Origin of the sequence: Mesorhizobium sp. M1A.F.Ca.IN.022.06.1.1 (assembly GCF_003952605.1) — a bacterium.
Classification (GTDB): domain Bacteria; phylum Pseudomonadota; class Alphaproteobacteria; order Rhizobiales; family Rhizobiaceae; genus Mesorhizobium.
Window position 1 is genome coordinate 2,261,862 of sequence record NZ_CP034455.1, and the last position, 19,268, is coordinate 2,281,129.

A 19,268-nucleotide genomic window follows, 5' to 3' on the forward strand; every position below is an offset into this window, starting at 1 on the left:
TTGTGCCTCTCCATCTGTGTTTTCGATGGAGCGCGCAGCCGGGACGGCACTCGCTTAAGGTGATTTGTCGCAAAACAGGAAAAGCATTCCGCAGCGCCCGACACCACTGGTCTCCGCCACCCCGTCACCCCCGATCATCCTAGTCGCCGGATCTTGCGTTATTCAATCAACCACCGCGCATAGGCCCGGACGTCGATCATGGGAACGGTTCCAATCTCCTGCAGCCGGGCGATCAGTTCCATCAGGAAGGCAGTAGCGGGCTTGCCGCCTGTCGTCACTGCCGTCTGCCCGTCTACGCTGCGGCCGAACCAGCCGTGCGCGGCCACGCATCCGATATCTAGCAGACTTTCATCCGGGGCGCTGTCGAGGAGGTCCGTCATGGTTTTGCCCATGGGCGGGCTCCAGTCGCTTTCGAATGTGAGGATGCCGCTGAGAATGTGGTGTGGTTTCTTAGCCTCGGCCTTTCCGCCGAGCCATGGAACCGCCAGACTGGTCCGATCAAGCTTGCGGACACTGGCTGCCTTGTCGCGGGCATAGCCCACATACATCGCGTTGAGCGTCTGTTTCGCCTCAAAGATAGCATAGACACTTTCGGCCGGGATGATCTTGATGCCGTGCATCTCGAAGATTAAAGGCGTGTACTGCCGGTCGTAGATGACGACATCGATCTGCTGGCTGAACGAGCCGTGATTATCGACGACATGAGCGGTGTCCACCTGATATCGCTTCGGCAGATAAGTGTTCAGCAGATCGACCCAGACGGCTTCGCTCGCGTCGCCCTTCGTGCCGGGATGGGCGAACGATTTGCGCGCCTGATTCAAGCTCTGCTCGACCTTGTCGTGGAGCCCGGCGAGCAATTCATGCAGCGACCATCCGCTCATTTGACAAACTGCCCCCATGTACCGTTGATCGCCTGCGCTGCGGCGGCGCTGATCCTTTGTTTCTCAGCGGCGGTCAGGTCGTCCGAAATTACGTTGTTGGTGTTGGCCGGATCGACGAACCGGGCGTTCGGCAAGCGGTCGCGGAGATATATGAGGCACGCGAGTACCCGTTCGCTCAGGGTAGCGTGGTTGGTGTTGCGCAGCGCCTCGATCACGGCCAACTCGACATAGAAGGACGGGAAATCGAGGCCCTTCTGGTCTCGCCACAGCTTAATAAGGCGCGACTCCTGCTGGCGGCCGCCTGCCCAGACGGTCGCGATATGTGTCTGAACATTGGTTTTCGTCCAGGTATTGGCGCGGCGGCGATACAGGCTGTGATCGCTCGATAGCGAGTTCTGCCGCTTCGCGGGAACTAGGTCCACATCGTAGCCATTAACCCGGATGTTGATGGAAACATTTTGGCGCTTGGGCGCGTAGCCGACCGCCGTCAGCTTCTTGAACAGCAATTCGTATATCTGCTGCAGCGTTTCGGCGGTGTCTTCTGAAAGCGAAATAAACAGGTCGATATCTGTGCCGCTGTGGTTGGCGGTTCCCTTCGCGAAAGACCCGCTCGGGTTCACCGAAAGCAGCTTGTTGCCCGCCCACCCTGAAATCACAGGCATCAAGGCTGCCTGAACGCCTCTCACAGGCGAGGAAAGTCCCGTATCGACGGCCTCGCGGGCCAGTATTCCCTGCAGATAGGCGTCGCTCATCCGGTTTCGATCCCTATAGCGGGTCCGACTGGGCGGCCGCCTTTTTCCTGTCCGCGTTTGCGATCATGTTCTTGACGCTTTCGCTCGCTTTCTTGCGCCTGACATCCTCGTTAGTGAAGGCAATGTCGAGCGTGTCTCGCGGGTCCCAGCGGCTATGGTCAGGCGGGGCCAACCCATAGCGTCGCCGCAGGTCGGCGGCGAGATCAAGGGCGCAGAGACCGACGCGGCCGTACTGGTAGCGCCTTTCCTCCCAGACCTCGTCCCAGTTCGGCGGCCCTGAGTGCTGCGCGAATGCGACTATCGTGCTGTCGGCCACCGCGATCTCGTTGGGCAGGGACAGGGTGCGGTACATGAGGGCCGCGTCCAGCGTTTTCCAGTCGAGGTCGGCCGGGAATTCCAGTCCCGGGGCGTCGACCTGCGGGATCAATTCGTCGTCGACGTACTCGCCCTGGTCATGGATCACGTCAACGCAGCGAAGCACGAACGGGTCCAGCATGCAGACGACGCGCGCGGCGACATAGGTGGCGTGCCGCTCGCGCTCTTCCTCCGTGTCCCTGACGACCGTCCATCGGTGACCGTAATAAGTGACCGCGACAGTACCTCCCGTCGTCAATGCTGCCGTGCCTATCGCCGTCAGGATGGCAAGCGGCCAGCCGCTCCAAACGAAGTCGCCGGAGGCTGTCGCCGGATCGGTGGCCGCGTGGGCGGACGACATGCATGACGCGAGAGCCAGCGTGACGGCGGGGATGATGGTCTGCCGATTGAAGTTGATCATCGTCCGAATTCACCTCCACCAGATCGAACAAGTCTGGTGGAATGACGCCAACTCCCTCTTTAATTCGTTGTCGTCGATGCTCTCCGTGCTCTCGCCATACGGAGACCGAACGAAGGGCAGCCCCACGTAAACCGTTGTCGAGGCGACAGCCCCGTCAGCCTTCTTGAGTGCGTCTAAGGCGGTTTTCGCGATCATGGTTTTGTCGGGATCGACCACAAAGGCATCCCTGCCTTCGAAGATCGAAAACCTCAGGCCTTTGTAGGTATCGTCGTAAAAGGCTTTGACTATGCCAAGGATTCCATCCGTAGGATAGGCTTTCGTCGACGGCCCGATAACCTTGGCTGGGAATGCTTTGTCCGCGACCTGGAGCCATCCTGGCTTACCAGCACTGATCTCCGGAATCTTTTCGGTATCAAGCGACACCTCGATCGAGTTGCGGTCACGTGCGCATGCAAGTTCCACGATCCCAAGCTGATCTGGGACCATCGGTTTGTCGTTGTATAGTTCAATCCGAAGCTTCGCCGTGATGCCGTCGAAAGAGTACGAAATAGTCGACAGGGATGGTTTGACCTTGGCTGTTTCCGTCGCAGTCGAAGGAATGCTGGATGCCAACACGGCAAGCAGCGCGTATGCAATTCTTTTCAAAATTGACGTCCCCATGGCGACGATGATGCCGATCCCCGCGTCACACTACAACCTCATGCATTCACGGCAAGTCAGTTGACCTTTGTCTCTTGCGTCATGCCGCGCGCCTAGCGATTATGGCTACCACTGCGACCGCGGAGGAGGTCGCTTCGAGGCAGAGGGCAGCCAATTGACGCGTCGCGGTCCTGCGGTGCTGGAGGTGGACGGCGAGGTCGACCGCCGCCCGCGCATGTGCCCGGACCTCCTTATAGCCTTCCCCCGGAAGCTCGTGGCGCACGTATGCCTCGAGCATCCTCTTCGCGTCGGTCTGGCTCGGTTTCACCCCGTCGGCGCTCTCGTGGACCCCTTCGACGAAGACGGCTTGCCCGAGGCTGATGAGCACCTCTCGGCACACCAGCCCCACCGCCTGCCAGTCCTCCTCCGCCGATGCCATCGATAACTGCGTACGGGCCTTCGCGAGAGAACGGTCCACACGTTCCCAGCCAGTCGGTTCGCGCTCGGTGACGGGGCTGGGGTTGTTCACCCTTATTACGGCTGCCGTCATAGGGCCGGAGAACAGCTTCCTGACATACTCCCGCCGCTCAGCATATGTGCCCCAGCCCTGCGCCTTCCAGTGGTTATACCAGTCCCACAGGCTGTCATGCGGGTTTTCGTACTTGATACCGGCCGCCGCGCATCCTTGGACAAGGCGCGCCTGGCGTGCGCCGTAGTAGTCGTCCACGTCCTGGATCGACTGCCCTCCGGTCGCCACCGCGATCATCATCTCACGGTGGATGATGAGGTCAGGGAGCAGCGTCGCCGGGCCTTCCATCGGGTCGCCGGTCTGCTTGACGACGATGTCCTCCGGGACGCGCAGATCGCGTCGGCTGAGGACGGCCTCGGCGATGCGCTTGCGATCCCTCTGCGGGAGGGCAGCCAGGGCCTCGACGAAAGGCTGCGGGACGCGGACGACGACGACGCCCTCCCCAGAAGAGCCTAGCACGCCGTAGTCGATATGGGCGTGCAGGAGCAGCGCCGACAGGTCCCCGCGCCTCAGGCTGTCCAGGTAGGCTCTCGCGTTCTCTCCGTTCGTCGTCGAATCAGTCATGCGGTCATGAAATGCGCGACCGCCCAGTTCCGCAAGCCCCAGTCGTAAGGCGGACCTTCAGCAGTGCGGCAGGACGATGAGTCGAGGTCAATCGACATCTGGCCAGAACTCCTGATCCTGGTCTTCCGCTTCGATCTGTACCTGCTCGACGACGCGCTTCCATTGAGCGACGACCTTCGAAGCCCGGCCCTCCCATGCCTGTTCCAGGCTAGCCAGCAGGATCGGGTCGGCCATGACCATCGGATCGAGATCGGCGTACGGAGTTTCGTGGCCTTGTCGGCGGCGCCTGACGACCTGCGCGAGCAGGTGTAGGTAGGCCTGCGGGAGGATGGCGTCCGGGTGTTCGCGGTACTGTCCGAAGCGCTCGGCTCCGTCACTGGTCAGGTCTGCGATGGAGCTGTCGTTGGCGAAAACCAGAAATTCGACGTCCCTATCGAACCGCTCGAACAGTCCGGCTATCAGGTCTGGCTGAACGTTGGAACCACTGATCTCCGATGCCAGGCAGAACATGGCACATAGGTAGCAGTCGCCGTACTCGAGATCGGAAAGGTCCCGGCTCGCGGCGTCCCGGATGGCGACGGCGAACGCCAGCGACCCGAGCATGGCGTTGTCCCGCGCGTAGTCGAACAGCATGCGCTCGACCGCCTTCTCGCCAACGCCGCGCTGGAAGGATTTCTCGGCGGCCTCGACTATCCTGGCCTCGCGGACGTTGTCCCCAAGCGTCCGGCGACCTTTTCGACCACGTAAGATGGGAACGGCGCAGCCTTATCCTTCGGCTGCTTAACAGTCTTTTTCCAGAACATAGTCCCCCTGACGGGTGCGATCCTAAGCACCCACGGCGGCAGCCGCAACTTTTTCGACCTGGATCCTGTCGTAAGCACATGAGTTGTCCGGGTTAGGTAGCACCCGAGTTGTGCAATGGCGAAACCACCGGAGATCGGCGAAATAGTGGAGCGCATGCGCTCTGGGGAGAACAGAAGCAAGATCGCCCGTGAATTTGGAACGTTCGCAGCAACAGGCACGGGAGAACTGATACCCACAATGGATGCAACTGGCTGCTGGTAGAAACTACCTCAATATGCTGAAAGGTTTCTCCGGCGGCAACGAGGTCACGAGAAAGTTAGATGAAGCGATCGTGTTGAACATGGAAGCATTTAGACTATCGCCTCTCAGCGGACCGACGCACGGTGGAATCCTCTACCAACGTTGTGCAACATCACGGTATACCCCGGCGTGACGTAACAGCGTCGTGGCCTACAGGCGTAACATCGGAGTTGACATCGACTATTTGTGACAAGGTAGCTTCAAGCCTAAACCTTGAGGTGACACCACATGAGCCGGATAGGCTACGCCCGCGTCAGTACGATCGATCAGGACCTCGATACGCAAATCGCCAAGCTGAAGGCCGAAGGGTGCAGTATCATCAGGTCGGAGAAAGTCTCTGGGGCCAGCCGTGATGACCGAACCGAACTTGCAACCATCATCGACTTTTTGCGGCCGGGAGATGAGCTGATCGTTACACGGTTGGACCGGCTCGGCCGCGACACCCGCGACGTTCTGAACCTGATCTACGAGTGCGAGCAGCGAGGAGCGTTCGTGACCGTATTGGACCCGCATGTCTCGACACGTGGAGAGATGGGCCACATCGTGCTGACCGTGCTCGGCATGGTAGCGCAAATGGAGCGCCGGTTCATAAAAGAGCGCCAACGCGAGGGAATTGAACAAGCCAAGCGCGAGGGAGTCTACAAAGGCGGCAAGCGGCGTATAGACCGAAACCGTATTTTTCAACTGCAGCTTGAGGGTCTGGGGCCATCTGCAATTTCCAATGAGATGGGCTGCTCAAGGATGCAAATCTACCGGGTTCTTAACCAAACCGAGTCTCAACAGACCGAGCGAGATAAAAGACAAATCGCCCGCTCGTGGCTCAAAACCCCAACGTGATCGAATGAAAAACCTGACGCTCGTCGGGGTCTATATCGAGGAGTTTCGCTAGGTCGTCATCAACTGTTGCCGGTGTTATATGCGTCTTCAGTCCAAACGCAGTCGATACCAATATAAAGTATTGAGCCATTCTCCCAACGTCGAAGTAAAGGTTGCGAAGAGCCCGCTCGTGTCGATACCGCCACTGGAATCGTCTGAAATCGGCTACAAGCAGGACGGTGCAAGCGGCCGTTAATGCTTGTTCGTGTCCAATCAAGCCTGACGATATCTGTTTCCGAAACACCCCCTTCTTAACAAGTTTCAATCGATCCTGACTGATGTTATAGTCGTATAGCCCGGGCTCAATTCCGTTAATATCAAAGATGGCTAGAAATGGGTCAAACGCGAAGCCGACACCATGCAGGATATTGTGGATATGGTCCTCAACATTAGGTACGTGGTAGGGGCGTGAAACTGAGAATCCATGGAATAAGAGACCATGGAGCAAAGCCGCATCCGTCTTTCCGCCCGAAGAAAATGCTAAGGTCGTGACACGGTTCGCCAATACCTCTCCGACAGATTCGTTTTCGGGAAGATCGGCCGCCTCTGGTAGCTGTATTGCCTCCTCCTCCTTTATTGGCTCAGGTAGGGGAAGATTACTTTCATCCAACATATCCCTCAGCGCAGTACATCGGATGCGTTCGTAATCCTCGCCCTCGTCGAGAAACATGCTTCGTCTCGACCACAAGTAATAGCTCAGGGCAAAGGTCCAATTTCGAGACGTCCAGTGCTCCACGCCCTCAGAACCCGTCTCAACCGGATCCCAACTTTTGGCGAGCAGGCCCGTTTCCTTCAAACTGGTCAATACGTGATCCGTACGAGGGTGATCGCCGCATAGCGCATCAAGCAGATCGCGCTTCCGAACCTTGTAACGCTGCTGCCCTAACGCATCGCTAATCTGCACTTCGCCACGCTTGCCAACAAAATTGGGTCTGATCGTAAGCACTGGCTTCCATTCCAACGCAAGGGAACGTTTAGTCATTTCGATGCCCTTGCTGGCCGCCTACTGCTGCGCCGTAGATTACTCCCTCGACGAGGGGATCTAAACCTAACGCAGCGCCTACAGCTTCATCGTCCAAGCCGTGCTGGACGAGGCAATTGAGTTGCAGGCTCTTCGCCACAATGTCTAATGTTCCACAGAGATGGCCGACATCCATGTAAATAGCGCGAAAGCTCCTTGGCTCCCTATACCGATACATGCTGCGGTCAAATTTGCTCGTCATCACGATAACGGCATCAACGGCGAAGGACGCGCGAAGCGGCCCCGAGAACAAAAGATGGCGTTGAGACTCTGTGACATCGAATTTAGCGATTTGATCGAGCGAGCTATCCGTCACGTTGAAGTGGTATATCCCTTTCGGCAGATCCCTCACATTCCAAGCAAACAGATATGCCTCTGTTGGGTGTCTGGAGCCGCCGGAAGGGCTCGTCTTGCCAATCGCATCGGCCATTAGCGAACGATCATCTGCAAGTCGCCTTTCTCGCAGCTTGCCGAATACCGATGACATCAAAATTCCCATCTTGCTTCGATCGCAGACCGTCAGGTCATATTCATTGACCCACAGATGCGCGAATAACTCATTTAGCGTGGAAAGCGCTTTTGGGGTGGGGGGTACTTGCCATTTCGAGACAACGCTCGAATACGACTTTGTGCGCTCCATATCGGGTGCGTCGCGAACATACGAGACCATCCTCTTAAAATCGATATCTCGTCCGTCTCGCGAATAGTCTACAAACGGATAGTTTAGTGTCGCCAAATGATAATCAGCGGCATCGACCCAGCCCCATGCAGACCATGCCGACAATAATACTTGAGCTCGTCGATGCGTCGCATTATCTGGCTCTACCAAAAGTCCGAGCTCTTCAAGGCAATCGATAGCCGTCTCTATGCTTTGGAGCTCAAAATTGTATCGGTCTGCAAACTCCCTAGAGACTGCCGAATTGGTGTCACCGTCCGCAAAAGCCACGAGGAGCATCGTTGCGAGGCGGCCGCAACGATACTCCACGCATGTTTCAAGGTTCGCAACTCGCCAACGATCGGCACTGGTTCCCGAAGGATATAGGCGGACTGCCGAATGCGTAACCAGATATCCCATGTGCTATTCGCAGCGGTCGATGCGGATCGGGTCTACTTCGATTTGTCCGTGTTGTCCCCGCTGGACTTATCTCGAAGAAGCCAAGGCTCGGCCTTCATCTGCTTCAACGCCCCGACAGGCTGACCAAGCACTTCTATTATCACATCCTCGCCTTTCGCCGGGTCCCTGTAAACACGTACCAATTCTTCACGGCCGCCCTTCTCTGGCATAGTACCTCTCCGTTGGTGTGAGTAAGATGCGTGGTGCGAGCACTCTGCAAACAAGCAGAGATATTACGATACAAAAAAATTGGAGAGTTGTCAGTAGCAGTCTTTTCTTTCATGACCGAGTTCGCCATGGTGAGGCGAAGACGTGCGGGCATTGCCCGCAGCAGAGCGGTGAGAGACCCCGGGTAGCTTGGGGAAAATGACGCCAATCGAGCTTGCTGTCATCATCTGCGCAAAGCTTACTCTTGCTGGTGGCTATTGGCTACCGTATTGGTAAGTGTCCACTGCTATTATCAGTTCCCGAATGGATACCGAAACGACCCCTACTCCTGCTGTCTGCAACGATCAGTGGCTTCATGCCATGACCGCTGCAAACGCGTGGCGCGGACGTTGCCTTGATTTGTTCGCTCGGAGCGAGGCCGCCGTTAGCGAGACACTTCTTGTACTGGCGAATTCGTCGAGGCATGGCGCTGTAGTGAAACTGCCTCATCTGGTCGGACAGCGCTTCGAAGAATTGGCGACTTTGATTGGACCGACTGGGGCTTTTGCTTCGGAAGGAAAGGCATCCGCAGCAGCACTGTTGGCCTTCCGTCCGCACGAGGGTTTGCGCGCATCGCTTGCCCACGGCGTCGGTAAAGTTGTGCTCGACCAACAAGGGGGTTGGTTGCTCGTGCTGCGAACACTTGCGTTTCGATCAAAACAGCCGCAACGCACAGTTCTTGTTATTGAACAGAACGAGGCTGACGAAATAGTCAAGTCACTCCAAACAACTGGGCGACGACTCGTTTCGGAGCTGGGAAACTTGCGACACACCCTAGGCTCGACCTGAATGTACGACAAGTTTGGCTTCCGAATCGGCTCCAAACGCTCGATGGCGGCAAGTCTTTGCGAGCGCGGTGCGACACAGGCCGACTTGGTCGCAGCGACCGGAACGACGCAATACAACATGCTGAAAGATGCCGAGCGGCGCGGGCATCGTGTTATCGTCAAGGGCGATCGATATTGGCTTATCGCGGTCGGGGACAGTGTAGCCGCAAAAGGCTCCAGCAAGATCGGCACTACCCTCCCGCCGAAGAAGCAGGCCACCAGCCCACGGCCCGTTGCAAGCCAAGAATGGCTGAGGGTCGAAGGCGCGCCAGTTGCAGCTGTCCCCTCCATCCTGAGTGTTATCGGATGGCACGGCGAGGAATCGCCGAAGGATATCGTTGCCCGGAAGGCTGAGGACATTGCCAGAACCGGGTGGACGCTCTGGGTTGTCCAGTCATGGAAGGCGAAGACTGACGCAGTGCAGGCATTCGGCAGGGCATATCCCGCAGCCTTGGTTTATTTCATCGAAGGCGGTTCGATGCCAGCTGGAATGTCTCAGGCTGCGGTGCAGATGTCCGAAGATCGGCGGATTTGGGAACCGCTACCGGAGGGCATCGGAAAGGTGACCGGTAAGCTCGCTGGAGCGACGGCGCTTGTGCTCGACCAGCTTACATCATGCGACGGAGCCACAGTCGACCTATGGCGATTTGTGGAGTATCCCGGCAATGATCCTCTCAGGTTCATTCGAGGTGCTTCGACCGCTTGCGTGATCCCCGCGATGAGCATGGTTGCGGGAATGAAATCTCGTCATCGTCACGTAGTGGCGATAGGCCGGTTGGCAGGGCCGTATGGAGCCTATCTACGCTGATGTTAGAATTCATTGCGCACTGCCGATTCTAAATACTCGACACGAACGACACATTCCGGTGAGCTCTCAGCGCTCCCCCTATCGTCCAATATCATATGGTAAACGCTGATCCGCGAATTGTGAGAAAATTCGAATCTACTGGCAAAGAAGGTCGCCTTCTCCGAATTCATTAATTGCGGTGTGATGTGATATTTATCCTGTATCTCCTGCGTAATTTTAGCGAAGTCGCCAGTGCATTTTTCTGCCATTGAATCTTTTGGATAGTTCCGCGAATAATCCAAGTTTATTCTTTTAAGTTTCTCGTTTCGGAAAAGAAAATTGATTGTAAAATCCTTTCCGTTAATATTTCTTGGCCGCTTTGAAAAATATTCCACGCCGTCACCGGATGAATCAGACTCGAATACGTCGATTTTGTCTTTAAGCTGGTCTGCGGTTATCCCGAAGGGAAACTCTGCAAATCCGGTGAGGTCGTTTGCGCGCGCATTCAACTGCAGGAATGGTATCAAGGCACATCCAAGGGCTGCAATCTCCCACCTAGCCAGCATTCTGTTGCTCCTAGCAGCCATCTAGCGCTCGAATTGAGTATATTAGGTTCTTGCTTTTTCTTCGGACCGTCTCGACGACTGATCGCCCTACGCATGTTTGCGATTTGCGTTTGAACGTATAGCGAGCAAGAAAGCGGCCTCCAGGTTGTGGATCAAGGCTAACGAGCTGCAGCCGCTTTTCGAGATTGCCGTAGAAGGCGGTTATGGCCGTCGCAGAGAGTGGTCCCCGATTGCGCTTCTCTGGAACGACATATTGGGCGGCTTGATCACCGTTGCCGTCCCCAAGCGCATAGTAGAAGGCCCTAACAGTTGTGGCCGCGGTTCCGTACTCTTCAGTAATGTCTTCGGCGGGCGAGACCTCGACGGCGCTCGCCAACAGAGGCGCATGATGGTGTCCCGTGATCGCAGCTGCCTGACCGGCCAATCGGACCTCGACGTCCTTCCCCACGAGGGAACGCAGCAATGGCTCCGTGGCGGTCGTCGGGGAGAGCTGAACGGTTGAGACCGGCGCGGCTTCGTTCGCGAACTCGTCACCTGTCAGGCATATGGGCGAAGTAAGTCGGAGTATGTAAGCAGGCTCGGGCTCGTCACCCGCTGTCACATCTTCGAAATTGGGAGAACCCGGAAATATCTTGTAGGTGAGTTGGCCAGCCAGATGCTCCGGTTGTCCTTTGGAGATGTCAAAGCACTGGCTCGCCTCCAGCCGAACTGACGGAACCGGCAACGTGAGCACAATCGCGATCAGTGATCCGAACCATTTGCTGATTGATCTCATATCTTGGCCTTCCGCCACCCAGCCCACCACGCCTCCCATTCGGAACAGAACCATCTCTCGCCCCGGGCCGGGTTGATGCGTGTCGCCGAATAATATTCCTGACCGGGCACGTGATAGATGTGCTCGCCGCGATCGTTGATATTTCCCTTGATGTCACAGCCGATCTTGCGCACCGCGCTAAAGGACGATGACGTACCGGAATAATGAACTGCTGGGAGCGGACGCTGCGTGTCTGTGGCAATGTAACCGACGGAAGCTAGGCCAAGCAGCGCGAGCGAAATTGGAAGGCGAGCCCGAAGGAACGTATGCCTCCAAGACCTTCGCCTCCGGTAGGCCCACAGATGAATAGGCTTCCCCATCGCCATCTCCCCCGAGGAGAAGAATGCGTCCAGTTGAACGAAAAGTCTAGATTCTGGAACTAGAGACGCTTCACTCAGGCTGAGCTGGACGAACGTGCGCCATCGCTCTAGGAGTTTCCCAAACATACGGAAGGGGGCAACATGCCGCTGAGGGAACAGGGCGTCGTTGACGCGATTGAGGGGTGGCTGAATGCAAATGGTTTCTCGGAGGTGAGAGCCCTAAAGGCCGGTGAGCGAGGCTACGATATCCAGGCCAAGCGCGACGATACGGGCGAACGCTGGCTGGTTGAGGCAAAGGGCGGTGCGTATTCTGGTGCCGACACCTCCAATGACGCTTGGGTACGGACGGGGGCCGCGTTTTTGATGACCGCCGGTTGGCGGTTTGAGGAAGGCATACGGGGCGAGCGGTTCGCCCTTGGCATTCCAAAATCGCGTTGGTTCGATGTCCATGTTGGTCGGATATTGCCAGCGCTGAAGTACCTCGGCATCTCGGTATTTCAGGTAAGTGACGACGGAAGCGTGACTTTTATCGAGAACTTCCCCCGACCCGAGTAGGCGGCAGCTGCCGAGATAGCCCTAGTCGCGAGAACAAAGGGCTATTCGGCGCTATCCTCGTCGCTTTCATCCGCAGGGACTTCGTCGTCCGGCAAAGGCTGTTGCTCCTCAACGTAAGCCTGACAGCCTTCATTGAAGGATTGGCTGTTGCCGTCGCAGTCGGTGGCGTCTGAAATACCATTTCGCTCGGCCCAGTCGTATCCTGCTTGGTGCCCCGAACAGTCAGCGGTGCAGTCGTAGCCCTCGAAGGTCTGCTGGGCCATTGTGGGCGACACCCACAGGCCCAGCCACAGGGTCGCAGCAAACACTGCAGGTTTGATCATCGATCTTGAGCCTCAGGACTTCGACCGCCGACCGGCAGCCCGCTTGGCGGCTGGCTTGGAGGCTTTCACGGCCGCCTTCCGGCCGAGCCCTGAGGATTTCGCCAGTGCCGATCGCTGGGCGGCGTAGTTCGGTGCCACCATTGGGTAGTCTCGGGCCAATCCCCATTTGGCTCGATAGTCCTCCGGCGTTAGCCCGTAGTGGACGTTGAGGTGCCGCTTCAGCGACTTGAACTTCTTCCCGTCTTCCAAGCAGACGATGTAGTCGGGAAACACGGATCTCTTAGGACTAACCGCCGGGATGAGTTCAGTCTTCGCCGGTTGTGAAGGCTTTCCGATGGCCGACAACGCAGAATTGACGCTGGCGATTAGGTCCGGCAGGCCGTTCGCCGGAACTGCGTTCTTTTGGACGTATGCGGATACGACCTCAGCCGTGAGCTCCAGAATGTCAGTGCTTGCCACTGATTCACTTTCGTTTGCCATCGTCAGATTCTCCAAGGGGTACAAATCTCTCCTAGTCAATGACGGGAATATCTGCAACATCGCGGCCGAAAAGCTTGTCACCCTCCACCACTTGGTGAGATGTTATTGGAGGACTTGTTAGTCTACCTTTCGAACCGGGAGAGACGGTTTTTTAGCACGACAAGCACATCGCCATGCCCGCATATTCCGGGAAAGCTCAACCCTACTTGGATGCGATTGCCGACGGCATATTTGCCTCCCAATATGTGAGAGATTGGCTGATCAAAGGCACCTCTGCCGAGGCTGACTATACGGGAAGCTCCGTTCTTGTAGACGAGCAGCGCACGAAACGCTGGCAGACGCGGCCCACAAAACAGCCGTTCTGGGCCAACTATTGGTGTGGCCTGGACAGCCGTTGCACGTGCCGAATACCCGACAGCAAGGGCCTTGAATCAGACGCTATCTTCTTCTTTCGAAATTCGCAGAATCGCGTTCTCGCAATCCATACCGAGTTCAAGCACCCCGGCGAGCGCTTCGGTTATGGGCAGCCTGAGGCTTATCCCCTCCGGGCCGCCTGCTTCGCCAAAACTTACTCAACTCGCAAGACGCTTAATGCTCACCATGACTGGACGACAGTGATCTTCTGCGGTTCGGAGACCGCATCCGATCCAAGACTCAAAAACTTCGAGAGAGTTATTTACCACTCCGAAGCCGCAACGGTCATCGACACATATCCCAAGGGCTACTGACCAGCACTCCGCATGTTCCACGGCAGGGCATACTTCTTGATCAGACCAAGCTCCAGCCCAGCGCTGCCGTGAACCGGCAGGCCGTTCCATTCAAGATCTGGAGGGAATGCGGCATAGATATCGATCGTCGGATGCGTCGCCAATTCGCCGACGATGATCGCGTTGATCCGCAGGCTTGTTCGCTGGGAGACCCCGGGCCGACCGTAGAAATAGAGGCGTTTGGCGAGCCCCATGGTTGCCACTCCGACATACAGGACGATATCGCGCTTGGCGAAGGCATACACGCCCACCGCCGTCGGCAGCTGCCGGTCGATGACTAGGCGCTGCTCCGGCGAGAGAATCCAGCTGCCGACGTGCTCGAAGCCACCAGCCCTGAGATCGCTTACAAGAAGACGTGGTTTGCTCGGTTTTGCCGCTGCCCCAACCGAGGTGAGATTGGCCTTCTCTCCAGAGCCGAAGCCTGCGCTCCGGAGCACACCATAGGCGAATTGGTAGCGAATGCCGAGAACTCGAGCTATCTCCGCCGTGCTCATGCCCGACTTCGCTAGCTCGCGGATTTTCTCAGATTTGCTCATGCCGGGACTTTGCCGGGGTCTTCGGACGGAAGGCGCGATACCAAGTCCTTCAGCCGCCTTTGCGCAGCATCGAGATTATTGGGGTCGGTCTTAGCGGATAGCGCTTCTCGCGGCTTGCGACCGAGGAAATAGGCGATACGTTCCGCGTTTGCGCCGCTCGGATGTGGAAGCCCGTCCAGCACTCTAGACTGCGCGATCGCCCCCGATTTCACTAGATGATGAACCCCAACTGCTGCCTTTGGTCCGAGCGGTATCCACACAGCGTTCGGAAGCGCTGCTGCTTCTTCCCGAAGGAACTCGTCGATCATCCGCCTGAGTGACGGATGAGAGGTCATCGGCGGGTGCCCGTTATAGTTCGTCGATCCCACGAATACGGGATATCGCAACGCTGAAGTGAAGTGGACAAGTCGCTGATGAGTTGACCATAGAGCCGCGGTTGAGGTGACCCCCAGCCAACCTGCCAGTCCGATGTGGTCCAGCATTGCCACTAGGTTGGTTCGCATTGGGCCTGAAAAGGATGCGAACACTTTGGCAGCAGCTAGCGCTGACTCGTTGGTGTCACCTGCAACTAGTCTTCGACGAAGCTCAATCAGAGCGTTACCAGCCTGCTGCGCACCCGGCGTAATGCCAACTAGGACGACCCGTGCATTGCGCTCAATGTGCTCGAAAGGTGCGTAACTGATAGCAAGGTCTCCCGCTCGTTCCAGCAAAAGCCTCCCGCTTAACGTCACATCGGAGCGCAGCGCAGCTTCGCTGGTTGAGCGGATGACCGAGGAGTAGAGGGCGAGTTGAGCGGACATGTTCGCCTTATAGCTCGGACCCCACAGTAGGCAATGCGGGCATCTGGCGGAAGTCACGGGGATCATGCAGATTGGGAATTATGTGTAACCTCTACAACATCACCACCAGCCAAGAAGCCATCCGCCAGTGGACTCGTGCCCTGCGGGATATCGTGGGCAACCTCGAGCCATCCATTGACATCTATCCAAATCAATTCGGCCCTGTGGTTCGCAACGCAGCGGACGGTCAGCGCGAGCTTGTCAACTTGCGATGGGGAATGCCGACGCCGCCGGAACGCATCAGAGGCAACGTGGACTCCGGCACCACCAATGTCCGCAATCCCCAATATGCCCACTGGCAGCAATATGTCGGAGTGGAGCACCGGTGCGTTGTGCCGGTGACGAGTTTTGCGGAACCCAGCCCTACGCCAAACGACAAAGATCCAGAAACCGGCATTCAGCGAAACTTCTGGTTTGCACTGAACGAGGAGCGCCCGTTGTTCTTTTTCGCCGGTTTGTGGACGCCTTGGCACGGAGTCCGCAAGGTCAAGGAAGGCCCCGGTGATCATGAAGTCTATGGCTTCATGACGACTAAGCCCAACGCGTTGATTGCTCCCATTCACGAGAAGGCAATGCCGGTGATCCTGACGACGCAGGATGAAGTGGAGACTTGGCTCACAGCGCCGTGGCCTGAGGCGCGGCACATGCAGCGCACAGCGCCTGACGATGCTTTGGTGATCGTCGAGAAGCCTGCGACGCAGATCAAAGCGCCTGCGCCAGGACCTACACAAGGCTCGCTGTTTTAGCCTGCATCATCTCGCCAGATCACTTTGCGGACCATGCGGATTTCGACAAGTCGCCTGACCCGTATCTTCGCGCTTTGGACGGCACTGGGCAGCAGAATGTCGACGTCGAACTCCCGGCGGCGGCAACGCTCGCATCGCATGTATCGTTCCACATCCCAGAACGGGATATCCCCCATCAGCTTGAGGAGGTCCCCGGCAGATAGTGCCGCGTGATGTTGCAGTTGATGCACCGGACGCGGATCAGCTGCCCAATCTCATGCGCACGGCATAGGGTCTGCACAACGCGGCGAGTTCTTCGGCTGGGCTCCGGCATGAGTTACGAATAGGAACCTATTCCTCGCCGAGTCAATTCGATCTTGACAATTTTGTTCCTTTTTTGTTCCCTATCAAAATGAACAGTCTGGAGTGATGAAAATGGACCAGATCGTCAGGCTAGATAGCCGCCAAGAGGCTGTGCTTCAAGCCACCGCAGACAAGTTCATCGCCCTCCACAAGGGCGATGCCGTGAAGGCACTCAAGGAAATGATCGTGCTCAACGGGCATCTTCAGCAGCGGCTTGATGCGCTCTCAGGGTCGCGCCAGAAGCCGCCTCTTTTACCGGGCTGACCACACATGAGCGACGAAATCAGAATGTCACCCAAGGAGTACGCGACCGCGCCCGGCATTCAACATCACTTCTGTCAGCATCCTGGGTGCGGTGCGGACGCCGGTTGGGGCTTTGCCAAACCAAAGCAAGAGCCGCACTGGTTCTGCTTCGAACACCGCGCCGACGGTGAGCGATTTCTGTAGGAGGAGAAAACATGCACAGGAAACCACCCAATATGCCGACGGGAGTTTCAATCGGCTTGATCAGCGAGGGTCAAGACAAGGTTGGAGTGCTGACCTTTGAAACGTTGGGAGAAGACATCTCGATTGCGATCAACCTGCAGGCTGTGGATGTCATCAACAAAGCTCTCAACGCCATCGGTCAGGAATTGCGCAAATAGCGCCATTAAGAAAGGCACATCGATGTCTCGCCACCAGTTCGTGCAAGAGTTGGAACAAGTCGCCGATCACATCGGCGACGCCTCGCGAGCCGATCTGCAAGTGTTGCTTCGCCGCGCCGCGCTCTTGTTGCGAAACATTGGCGGGCTCGCCATTCAGCCGGGTACGGATGAGATCCTGAACGATCTGGCTGCTGAGATGGGCAAGCCGAAACTTGATCTGGTGGAAACGATCTTGGCCGACTGGTTGACTGCCAACGCCTATCTGCCGGTGCCGCATGAACTGGACGAAGAAAGTTCCGCGGAAGGCAGCGCCTGAGGATACAAGGCCTTTTGGGTCAGTGAGCGATGCAATTCGCTTCGGTTATGTTCTTGAATTGCTGCCCGTCAGCATCTGCGAAACTCAGTCGGCTGTTGGCGACGTCGTAGATCGCGAACCTTTTGCGACCGTGCAGCGCTCCTCCTAGGAACATTTTTTGCATCGCTTGGAATTGCATGTTCTCGTCATCGCTGAGGCCCATTGAGGCACCGGTGGCGTCCTTCGAACCGGCGAGCAGGTAGTCTTCAGCCGAGATCATCGAAAAGGTGACAGACCCGCCATTCCGAACGACATCGACCGCAGCAATCCTTTTTCCCTCGACGATGAAGTCACCGGCGGAGGTAAGCCCGACTTCCACCTCGTTCTCGGGGTCTTCCGAACCCATGTTCGGCACTCCAAGCACGGCTGTGCCTCTTACGGAGCAAGTCATTTCCGATATGCGGGGGTCCAAGGAACTCTGGTCGGCGAAATTCTGGAGGCTCGGTGGACTCGATGATGACGGTCCCGGTTGGATCGAGCCTGCGGTTCCGGCATTGGCATTGGGCGACGGTTGTTGCATCTGGCCTGTTTCGATGGCCTGCAATTTCTCCTCAGTGAGGTTGTCCAATTCGTTCCATTCTTTGGATTCCCAGACCCCAACAGATTCGTTGCGTATTCTGATCATCTCGGCCCTCATGTCGCGCAAAGCTGCCTCCGATGAAGGGTCGAGCGGCAGGGCTCGAGCCCTTTCGGTCAACTTGATGAGCGCTTGCTTACCAGCTTGCGTCTTGGCTTGCTCTTGCGCGACCATTAACGCCTGTGTTCGAGCCTCCTTTAGGTTGCTGACAAGCACTTGTAGCATTGCGTCGTAGTTTGCGACGGCAAGTACATCGTCCTTCGCGATGACAGTTGACATCTCGGGTTTGCATCCGCTGGCTATCTCCAGCAGTGCGTCAATCTCCGCAACGCTTAGATCGGCGAACGCTTTTCCGTGAAAGTAGCTGCCCCCTTCCAGCAATTCGTCGCACGTGGGCTGCTTTGCAACGGCGGGTGCTTCGTCGGAATCGGCAGGGGAGATAGCATCGGCCTGCGCAATCCTTGTCGGGCACATCGCCTTGAAGTTGTCGATGGCGACATCGTAGTTGGACGAGCGCTCCTCCGATGTGTCGCCGCCCTCAGCTTCAAGATTGTAGGCGTAGTCACCATCGGCCGCTGCGCCTTTGAATATGAACCGGCGGCCCCAGACGTTGGTGAACTCTCCAGTTTCGCAGTTGGCGGATACCTGCGCCTGCAGATTAACATCCTTCAGCGTCCGATCTATGCATTGCAGCAGGCCGCTGTTCAGTTGGGATTCGGCACAATAGCCCTTCGCGTCTTGCGGCGTGAGTTTGAGATTGATTTGTGCATGATCGGTGTCGATACCTGATCGTCCAGTGATCGTGACGTTCATTCCCGCCTCTGGTCCATAGGACAGGACATTGGTTATTTCTGTGGCATCGGCGGTGCTGAGACTTGGGTCTAATGTCACCTCGACAATCTGGAACACCGAGGCACAAGCCAGCCAGATCCAAAAGCTCCGCTGCCGACGCTTACCCTGCTTACAAAACCAGACCGTCACTTTGGAGCCTCACCTGATGTACGGGCTGCCCGCGCCCTGCGCCACGCAAAGAACGCCATGGCGGCGAGGATGAGGTCGGCGAAGGCCCAAATCTTCATGTCAGTGAAAGCACTGGCCGCAATGAAGGCGAACAGGCTGCCGACAACGAACACGATCGCTGAGACAAGCGGCAGTCCGAATGCAAAGGCCCCGCCGACGAAAAACAGCAACCCGACCAACACACCAACTGACCCAGCTCCGGCAAGGTCATGATTGGACGTGATGCTGCCGCCGGTCGCCACCGCGCAGGACTGCAGCATCGATATCAAGCCGAGCAGAATTCCTATGATTCCAACTGCAATTTTCAT

At 57.1% G+C, this 19,268-nt stretch carries 28 protein-coding genes; 10 read left to right on the forward strand and 18 right to left on the reverse strand.

Annotated elements, in window-relative coordinates; genetic code table 11:
* Positions 1-158: 158 nt before the first annotated feature.
* The 6 genes from EJ078_RS10685 to EJ078_RS10710 all read right to left on the reverse strand — a co-directional run bounded on the left by EJ078_RS10685 (position 159) and on the right by EJ078_RS10710 (position 4,773).
* On the reverse strand, positions 159-881 hold the full coding sequence (locus tag EJ078_RS10685; RefSeq protein ID WP_208721433.1) for a DUF6602 domain-containing protein: 723 nt from the start codon (positions 879-881) through the stop codon (positions 159-161).
* Positions 878-1,633 carry a nucleotidyltransferase gene (locus tag EJ078_RS10690; protein WP_208721435.1) on the reverse strand — a complete coding sequence of 252 codons (756 nt, stop codon included), beginning with the start codon at positions 1,631-1,633 and terminating at the stop codon, positions 878-880. Before EJ078_RS10690 ends, EJ078_RS10685 begins: the two co-directional genes overlap by 4 nt.
* A 13-nt stretch (positions 1,634-1,646) precedes the next feature.
* Positions 1,647-2,408, reverse strand: coding sequence for a hypothetical protein (locus EJ078_RS10695; protein WP_208721437.1), 762 nt, complete (start codon positions 2,406-2,408; stop codon positions 1,647-1,649).
* 9 nt (positions 2,409-2,417) lie between these two features.
* Positions 2,418-3,053, reverse strand: a complete 636-nt coding sequence (locus tag EJ078_RS10700; RefSeq protein WP_208721439.1) for a hypothetical protein — start codon at positions 3,051-3,053, stop codon at positions 2,418-2,420.
* A gap of 94 nt (positions 3,054-3,147) precedes the next feature.
* On the reverse strand, positions 3,148-4,140 hold the full coding sequence (locus tag EJ078_RS10705; protein WP_208721440.1) for a hypothetical protein: 993 nt from the start codon (positions 4,138-4,140) through the stop codon (positions 3,148-3,150).
* 87 nt (positions 4,141-4,227) lie between these two features.
* A complete protein-coding gene (locus EJ078_RS10710) occupies positions 4,228-4,773 on the reverse strand; it encodes a hypothetical protein (RefSeq protein WP_208721442.1) in 546 nt (181 codons plus the stop codon).
* Positions 4,774-5,472: 699 nt separating this feature from the next.
* Between EJ078_RS10710 and EJ078_RS10715 the strand changes: the two genes are divergently transcribed.
* Entirely contained in the window at positions 5,473-6,081 is a 609-nt protein-coding gene (locus EJ078_RS10715; RefSeq protein ID WP_208721444.1) for a recombinase family protein, read from the forward strand.
* Here EJ078_RS10715 and EJ078_RS10720 read toward each other — a convergent pair.
* The 3 genes from EJ078_RS10720 to EJ078_RS10730 are packed head-to-tail and all read right to left on the reverse strand — an operon-like array spanning position 6,065 to position 8,425.
* Positions 6,065-7,102, reverse strand: coding sequence for a SagB/ThcOx family dehydrogenase (locus tag EJ078_RS10720; RefSeq protein WP_208721446.1), 1,038 nt, complete (start codon positions 7,100-7,102; stop codon positions 6,065-6,067). The genes EJ078_RS10715 and EJ078_RS10720 overlap by 17 nt on opposite strands.
* Positions 7,095-8,216 (reverse strand): SagB/ThcOx family dehydrogenase, encoded by a 1,122-nt coding sequence (locus EJ078_RS10725; protein ID WP_208721448.1) that lies wholly within the window; start codon positions 8,214-8,216, stop codon positions 7,095-7,097. Before EJ078_RS10725 ends, EJ078_RS10720 begins: the two co-directional genes overlap by 8 nt.
* Before the next feature lie 32 nt (positions 8,217-8,248).
* Positions 8,249-8,425: a hypothetical protein gene (locus EJ078_RS10730; RefSeq protein WP_208721449.1), complete on the reverse strand. Its 177-nt coding sequence runs from the start codon at positions 8,423-8,425 to the stop codon at positions 8,249-8,251.
* A gap of 358 nt (positions 8,426-8,783) precedes the next feature.
* On the opposite strand from EJ078_RS10730, the gene EJ078_RS10735 reads away from it, so the two are divergent.
* On the forward strand, positions 8,784-9,251 hold the full coding sequence (locus EJ078_RS10735; RefSeq protein WP_208721451.1) for a hypothetical protein: 468 nt from the start codon (positions 8,784-8,786) through the stop codon (positions 9,249-9,251).
* Positions 9,252-10,097 carry a hypothetical protein gene (locus EJ078_RS10740; RefSeq protein WP_208721453.1) on the forward strand — a complete coding sequence of 282 codons (846 nt, stop codon included), beginning with the start codon at positions 9,252-9,254 and terminating at the stop codon, positions 10,095-10,097.
* 2 nt (positions 10,098-10,099) lie between these two features.
* On the opposite strand, the gene EJ078_RS10745 is transcribed toward EJ078_RS10740, so the two are convergent.
* From EJ078_RS10745 to EJ078_RS30405, 3 genes are read right to left on the reverse strand one after another with little or no spacing between them, the layout of a single operon-like run.
* Entirely contained in the window at positions 10,100-10,663 is a 564-nt protein-coding gene (locus tag EJ078_RS10745) for a hypothetical protein (RefSeq protein ID WP_208721455.1), read from the reverse strand.
* Positions 10,653-11,471: a hypothetical protein gene (locus EJ078_RS10750; protein ID WP_208721457.1), complete on the reverse strand. Its 819-nt coding sequence runs from the start codon at positions 11,469-11,471 to the stop codon at positions 10,653-10,655. The genes EJ078_RS10745 and EJ078_RS10750 overlap by 11 nt, the downstream gene beginning before the upstream one ends.
* Positions 11,414-11,698 (reverse strand): hypothetical protein, encoded by a 285-nt coding sequence (locus tag EJ078_RS30405; RefSeq protein ID WP_245459247.1) that lies wholly within the window; start codon positions 11,696-11,698, stop codon positions 11,414-11,416. The genes EJ078_RS10750 and EJ078_RS30405 overlap by 58 nt, the downstream gene beginning before the upstream one ends.
* A 219-nt stretch (positions 11,699-11,917) precedes the next feature.
* Here EJ078_RS30405 and EJ078_RS10755 point away from each other — a divergent pair, with 219 nt between their 5' ends.
* On the forward strand, positions 11,918-12,331 hold the full coding sequence (locus EJ078_RS10755; protein WP_208721459.1) for a hypothetical protein: 414 nt from the start codon (positions 11,918-11,920) through the stop codon (positions 12,329-12,331).
* A gap of 41 nt (positions 12,332-12,372) precedes the next feature.
* Here the strand turns inward: EJ078_RS10755 and EJ078_RS10760 are convergent, their stop codons facing one another.
* Positions 12,373-12,654 carry a hypothetical protein gene (locus tag EJ078_RS10760; protein ID WP_208721695.1) on the reverse strand — a complete coding sequence of 94 codons (282 nt, stop codon included), beginning with the start codon at positions 12,652-12,654 and terminating at the stop codon, positions 12,373-12,375.
* A 12-nt stretch (positions 12,655-12,666) separates the two neighbouring features.
* The gene (locus EJ078_RS10765) at positions 12,667-13,134 is read right to left on the reverse strand and encodes a MucR family transcriptional regulator (protein ID WP_208721467.1); all 468 of its coding nucleotides are present in this window, start codon (positions 13,132-13,134) and stop codon (positions 12,667-12,669) included.
* A gap of 173 nt (positions 13,135-13,307) precedes the next feature.
* Between EJ078_RS10765 and EJ078_RS10770 the strand changes: the two genes are divergently transcribed.
* Positions 13,308-13,862, forward strand: coding sequence for a hypothetical protein (locus EJ078_RS10770; protein ID WP_208721469.1), 555 nt, complete (start codon positions 13,308-13,310; stop codon positions 13,860-13,862).
* On the opposite strand, the gene EJ078_RS10775 is transcribed toward EJ078_RS10770, so the two are convergent.
* Both EJ078_RS10775 and EJ078_RS10780 read right to left on the reverse strand, forming a co-directional pair.
* Complete coding sequence (locus tag EJ078_RS10775) at positions 13,856-14,437, reverse strand: GIY-YIG nuclease family protein (RefSeq protein ID WP_208721477.1); 582 nt, start codon at positions 14,435-14,437, stop codon at positions 13,856-13,858. The two genes, EJ078_RS10770 and EJ078_RS10775, sit on opposite strands and share 7 nt — an antisense overlap.
* A complete protein-coding gene (locus EJ078_RS10780) occupies positions 14,434-15,237 on the reverse strand; it encodes a hypothetical protein (protein WP_208721479.1) in 804 nt (267 codons plus the stop codon). Before EJ078_RS10780 ends, EJ078_RS10775 begins: the two co-directional genes overlap by 4 nt.
* 80 nt (positions 15,238-15,317) lie before the next feature.
* On the opposite strand from EJ078_RS10780, the gene EJ078_RS10785 reads away from it, so the two are divergent.
* The 5 genes from EJ078_RS10785 (at position 15,318) to EJ078_RS10805 (ending at position 17,324) form a co-directional block, all read left to right on the forward strand.
* Complete coding sequence (locus EJ078_RS10785; RefSeq protein WP_208721481.1) at positions 15,318-16,022, forward strand: SOS response-associated peptidase; 705 nt, start codon at positions 15,318-15,320, stop codon at positions 16,020-16,022.
* A gap of 414 nt (positions 16,023-16,436) precedes the next feature.
* Positions 16,437-16,628, forward strand: a complete 192-nt coding sequence (locus tag EJ078_RS10790; protein ID WP_208721483.1) for a hypothetical protein — start codon at positions 16,437-16,439, stop codon at positions 16,626-16,628.
* A 6-nt stretch (positions 16,629-16,634) separates the two neighbouring features.
* On the forward strand, positions 16,635-16,811 hold the full coding sequence (locus EJ078_RS10795; protein WP_208721702.1) for a hypothetical protein: 177 nt from the start codon (positions 16,635-16,637) through the stop codon (positions 16,809-16,811).
* Positions 16,812-16,822: 11 nt separating this feature from the next.
* Positions 16,823-17,008, forward strand: a complete 186-nt coding sequence (locus tag EJ078_RS10800) for a hypothetical protein (protein ID WP_208721485.1) — start codon at positions 16,823-16,825, stop codon at positions 17,006-17,008.
* Positions 17,009-17,030: 22 nt separating this feature from the next.
* Complete coding sequence (locus EJ078_RS10805) at positions 17,031-17,324, forward strand: hypothetical protein (protein WP_208721487.1); 294 nt, start codon at positions 17,031-17,033, stop codon at positions 17,322-17,324.
* Between the two features lie 19 nt (positions 17,325-17,343).
* Here EJ078_RS10805 and EJ078_RS10810 read toward each other — a convergent pair whose 3' ends face one another.
* On the reverse strand, positions 17,344-18,921 hold the full coding sequence (locus tag EJ078_RS10810; RefSeq protein WP_208721489.1) for a hypothetical protein: 1,578 nt from the start codon (positions 18,919-18,921) through the stop codon (positions 17,344-17,346).
* Positions 18,918-19,268, reverse strand: a complete 351-nt coding sequence (locus EJ078_RS10815; protein WP_208721491.1) for a hypothetical protein — start codon at positions 19,266-19,268, stop codon at positions 18,918-18,920. Before EJ078_RS10815 ends, EJ078_RS10810 begins: the two co-directional genes overlap by 4 nt.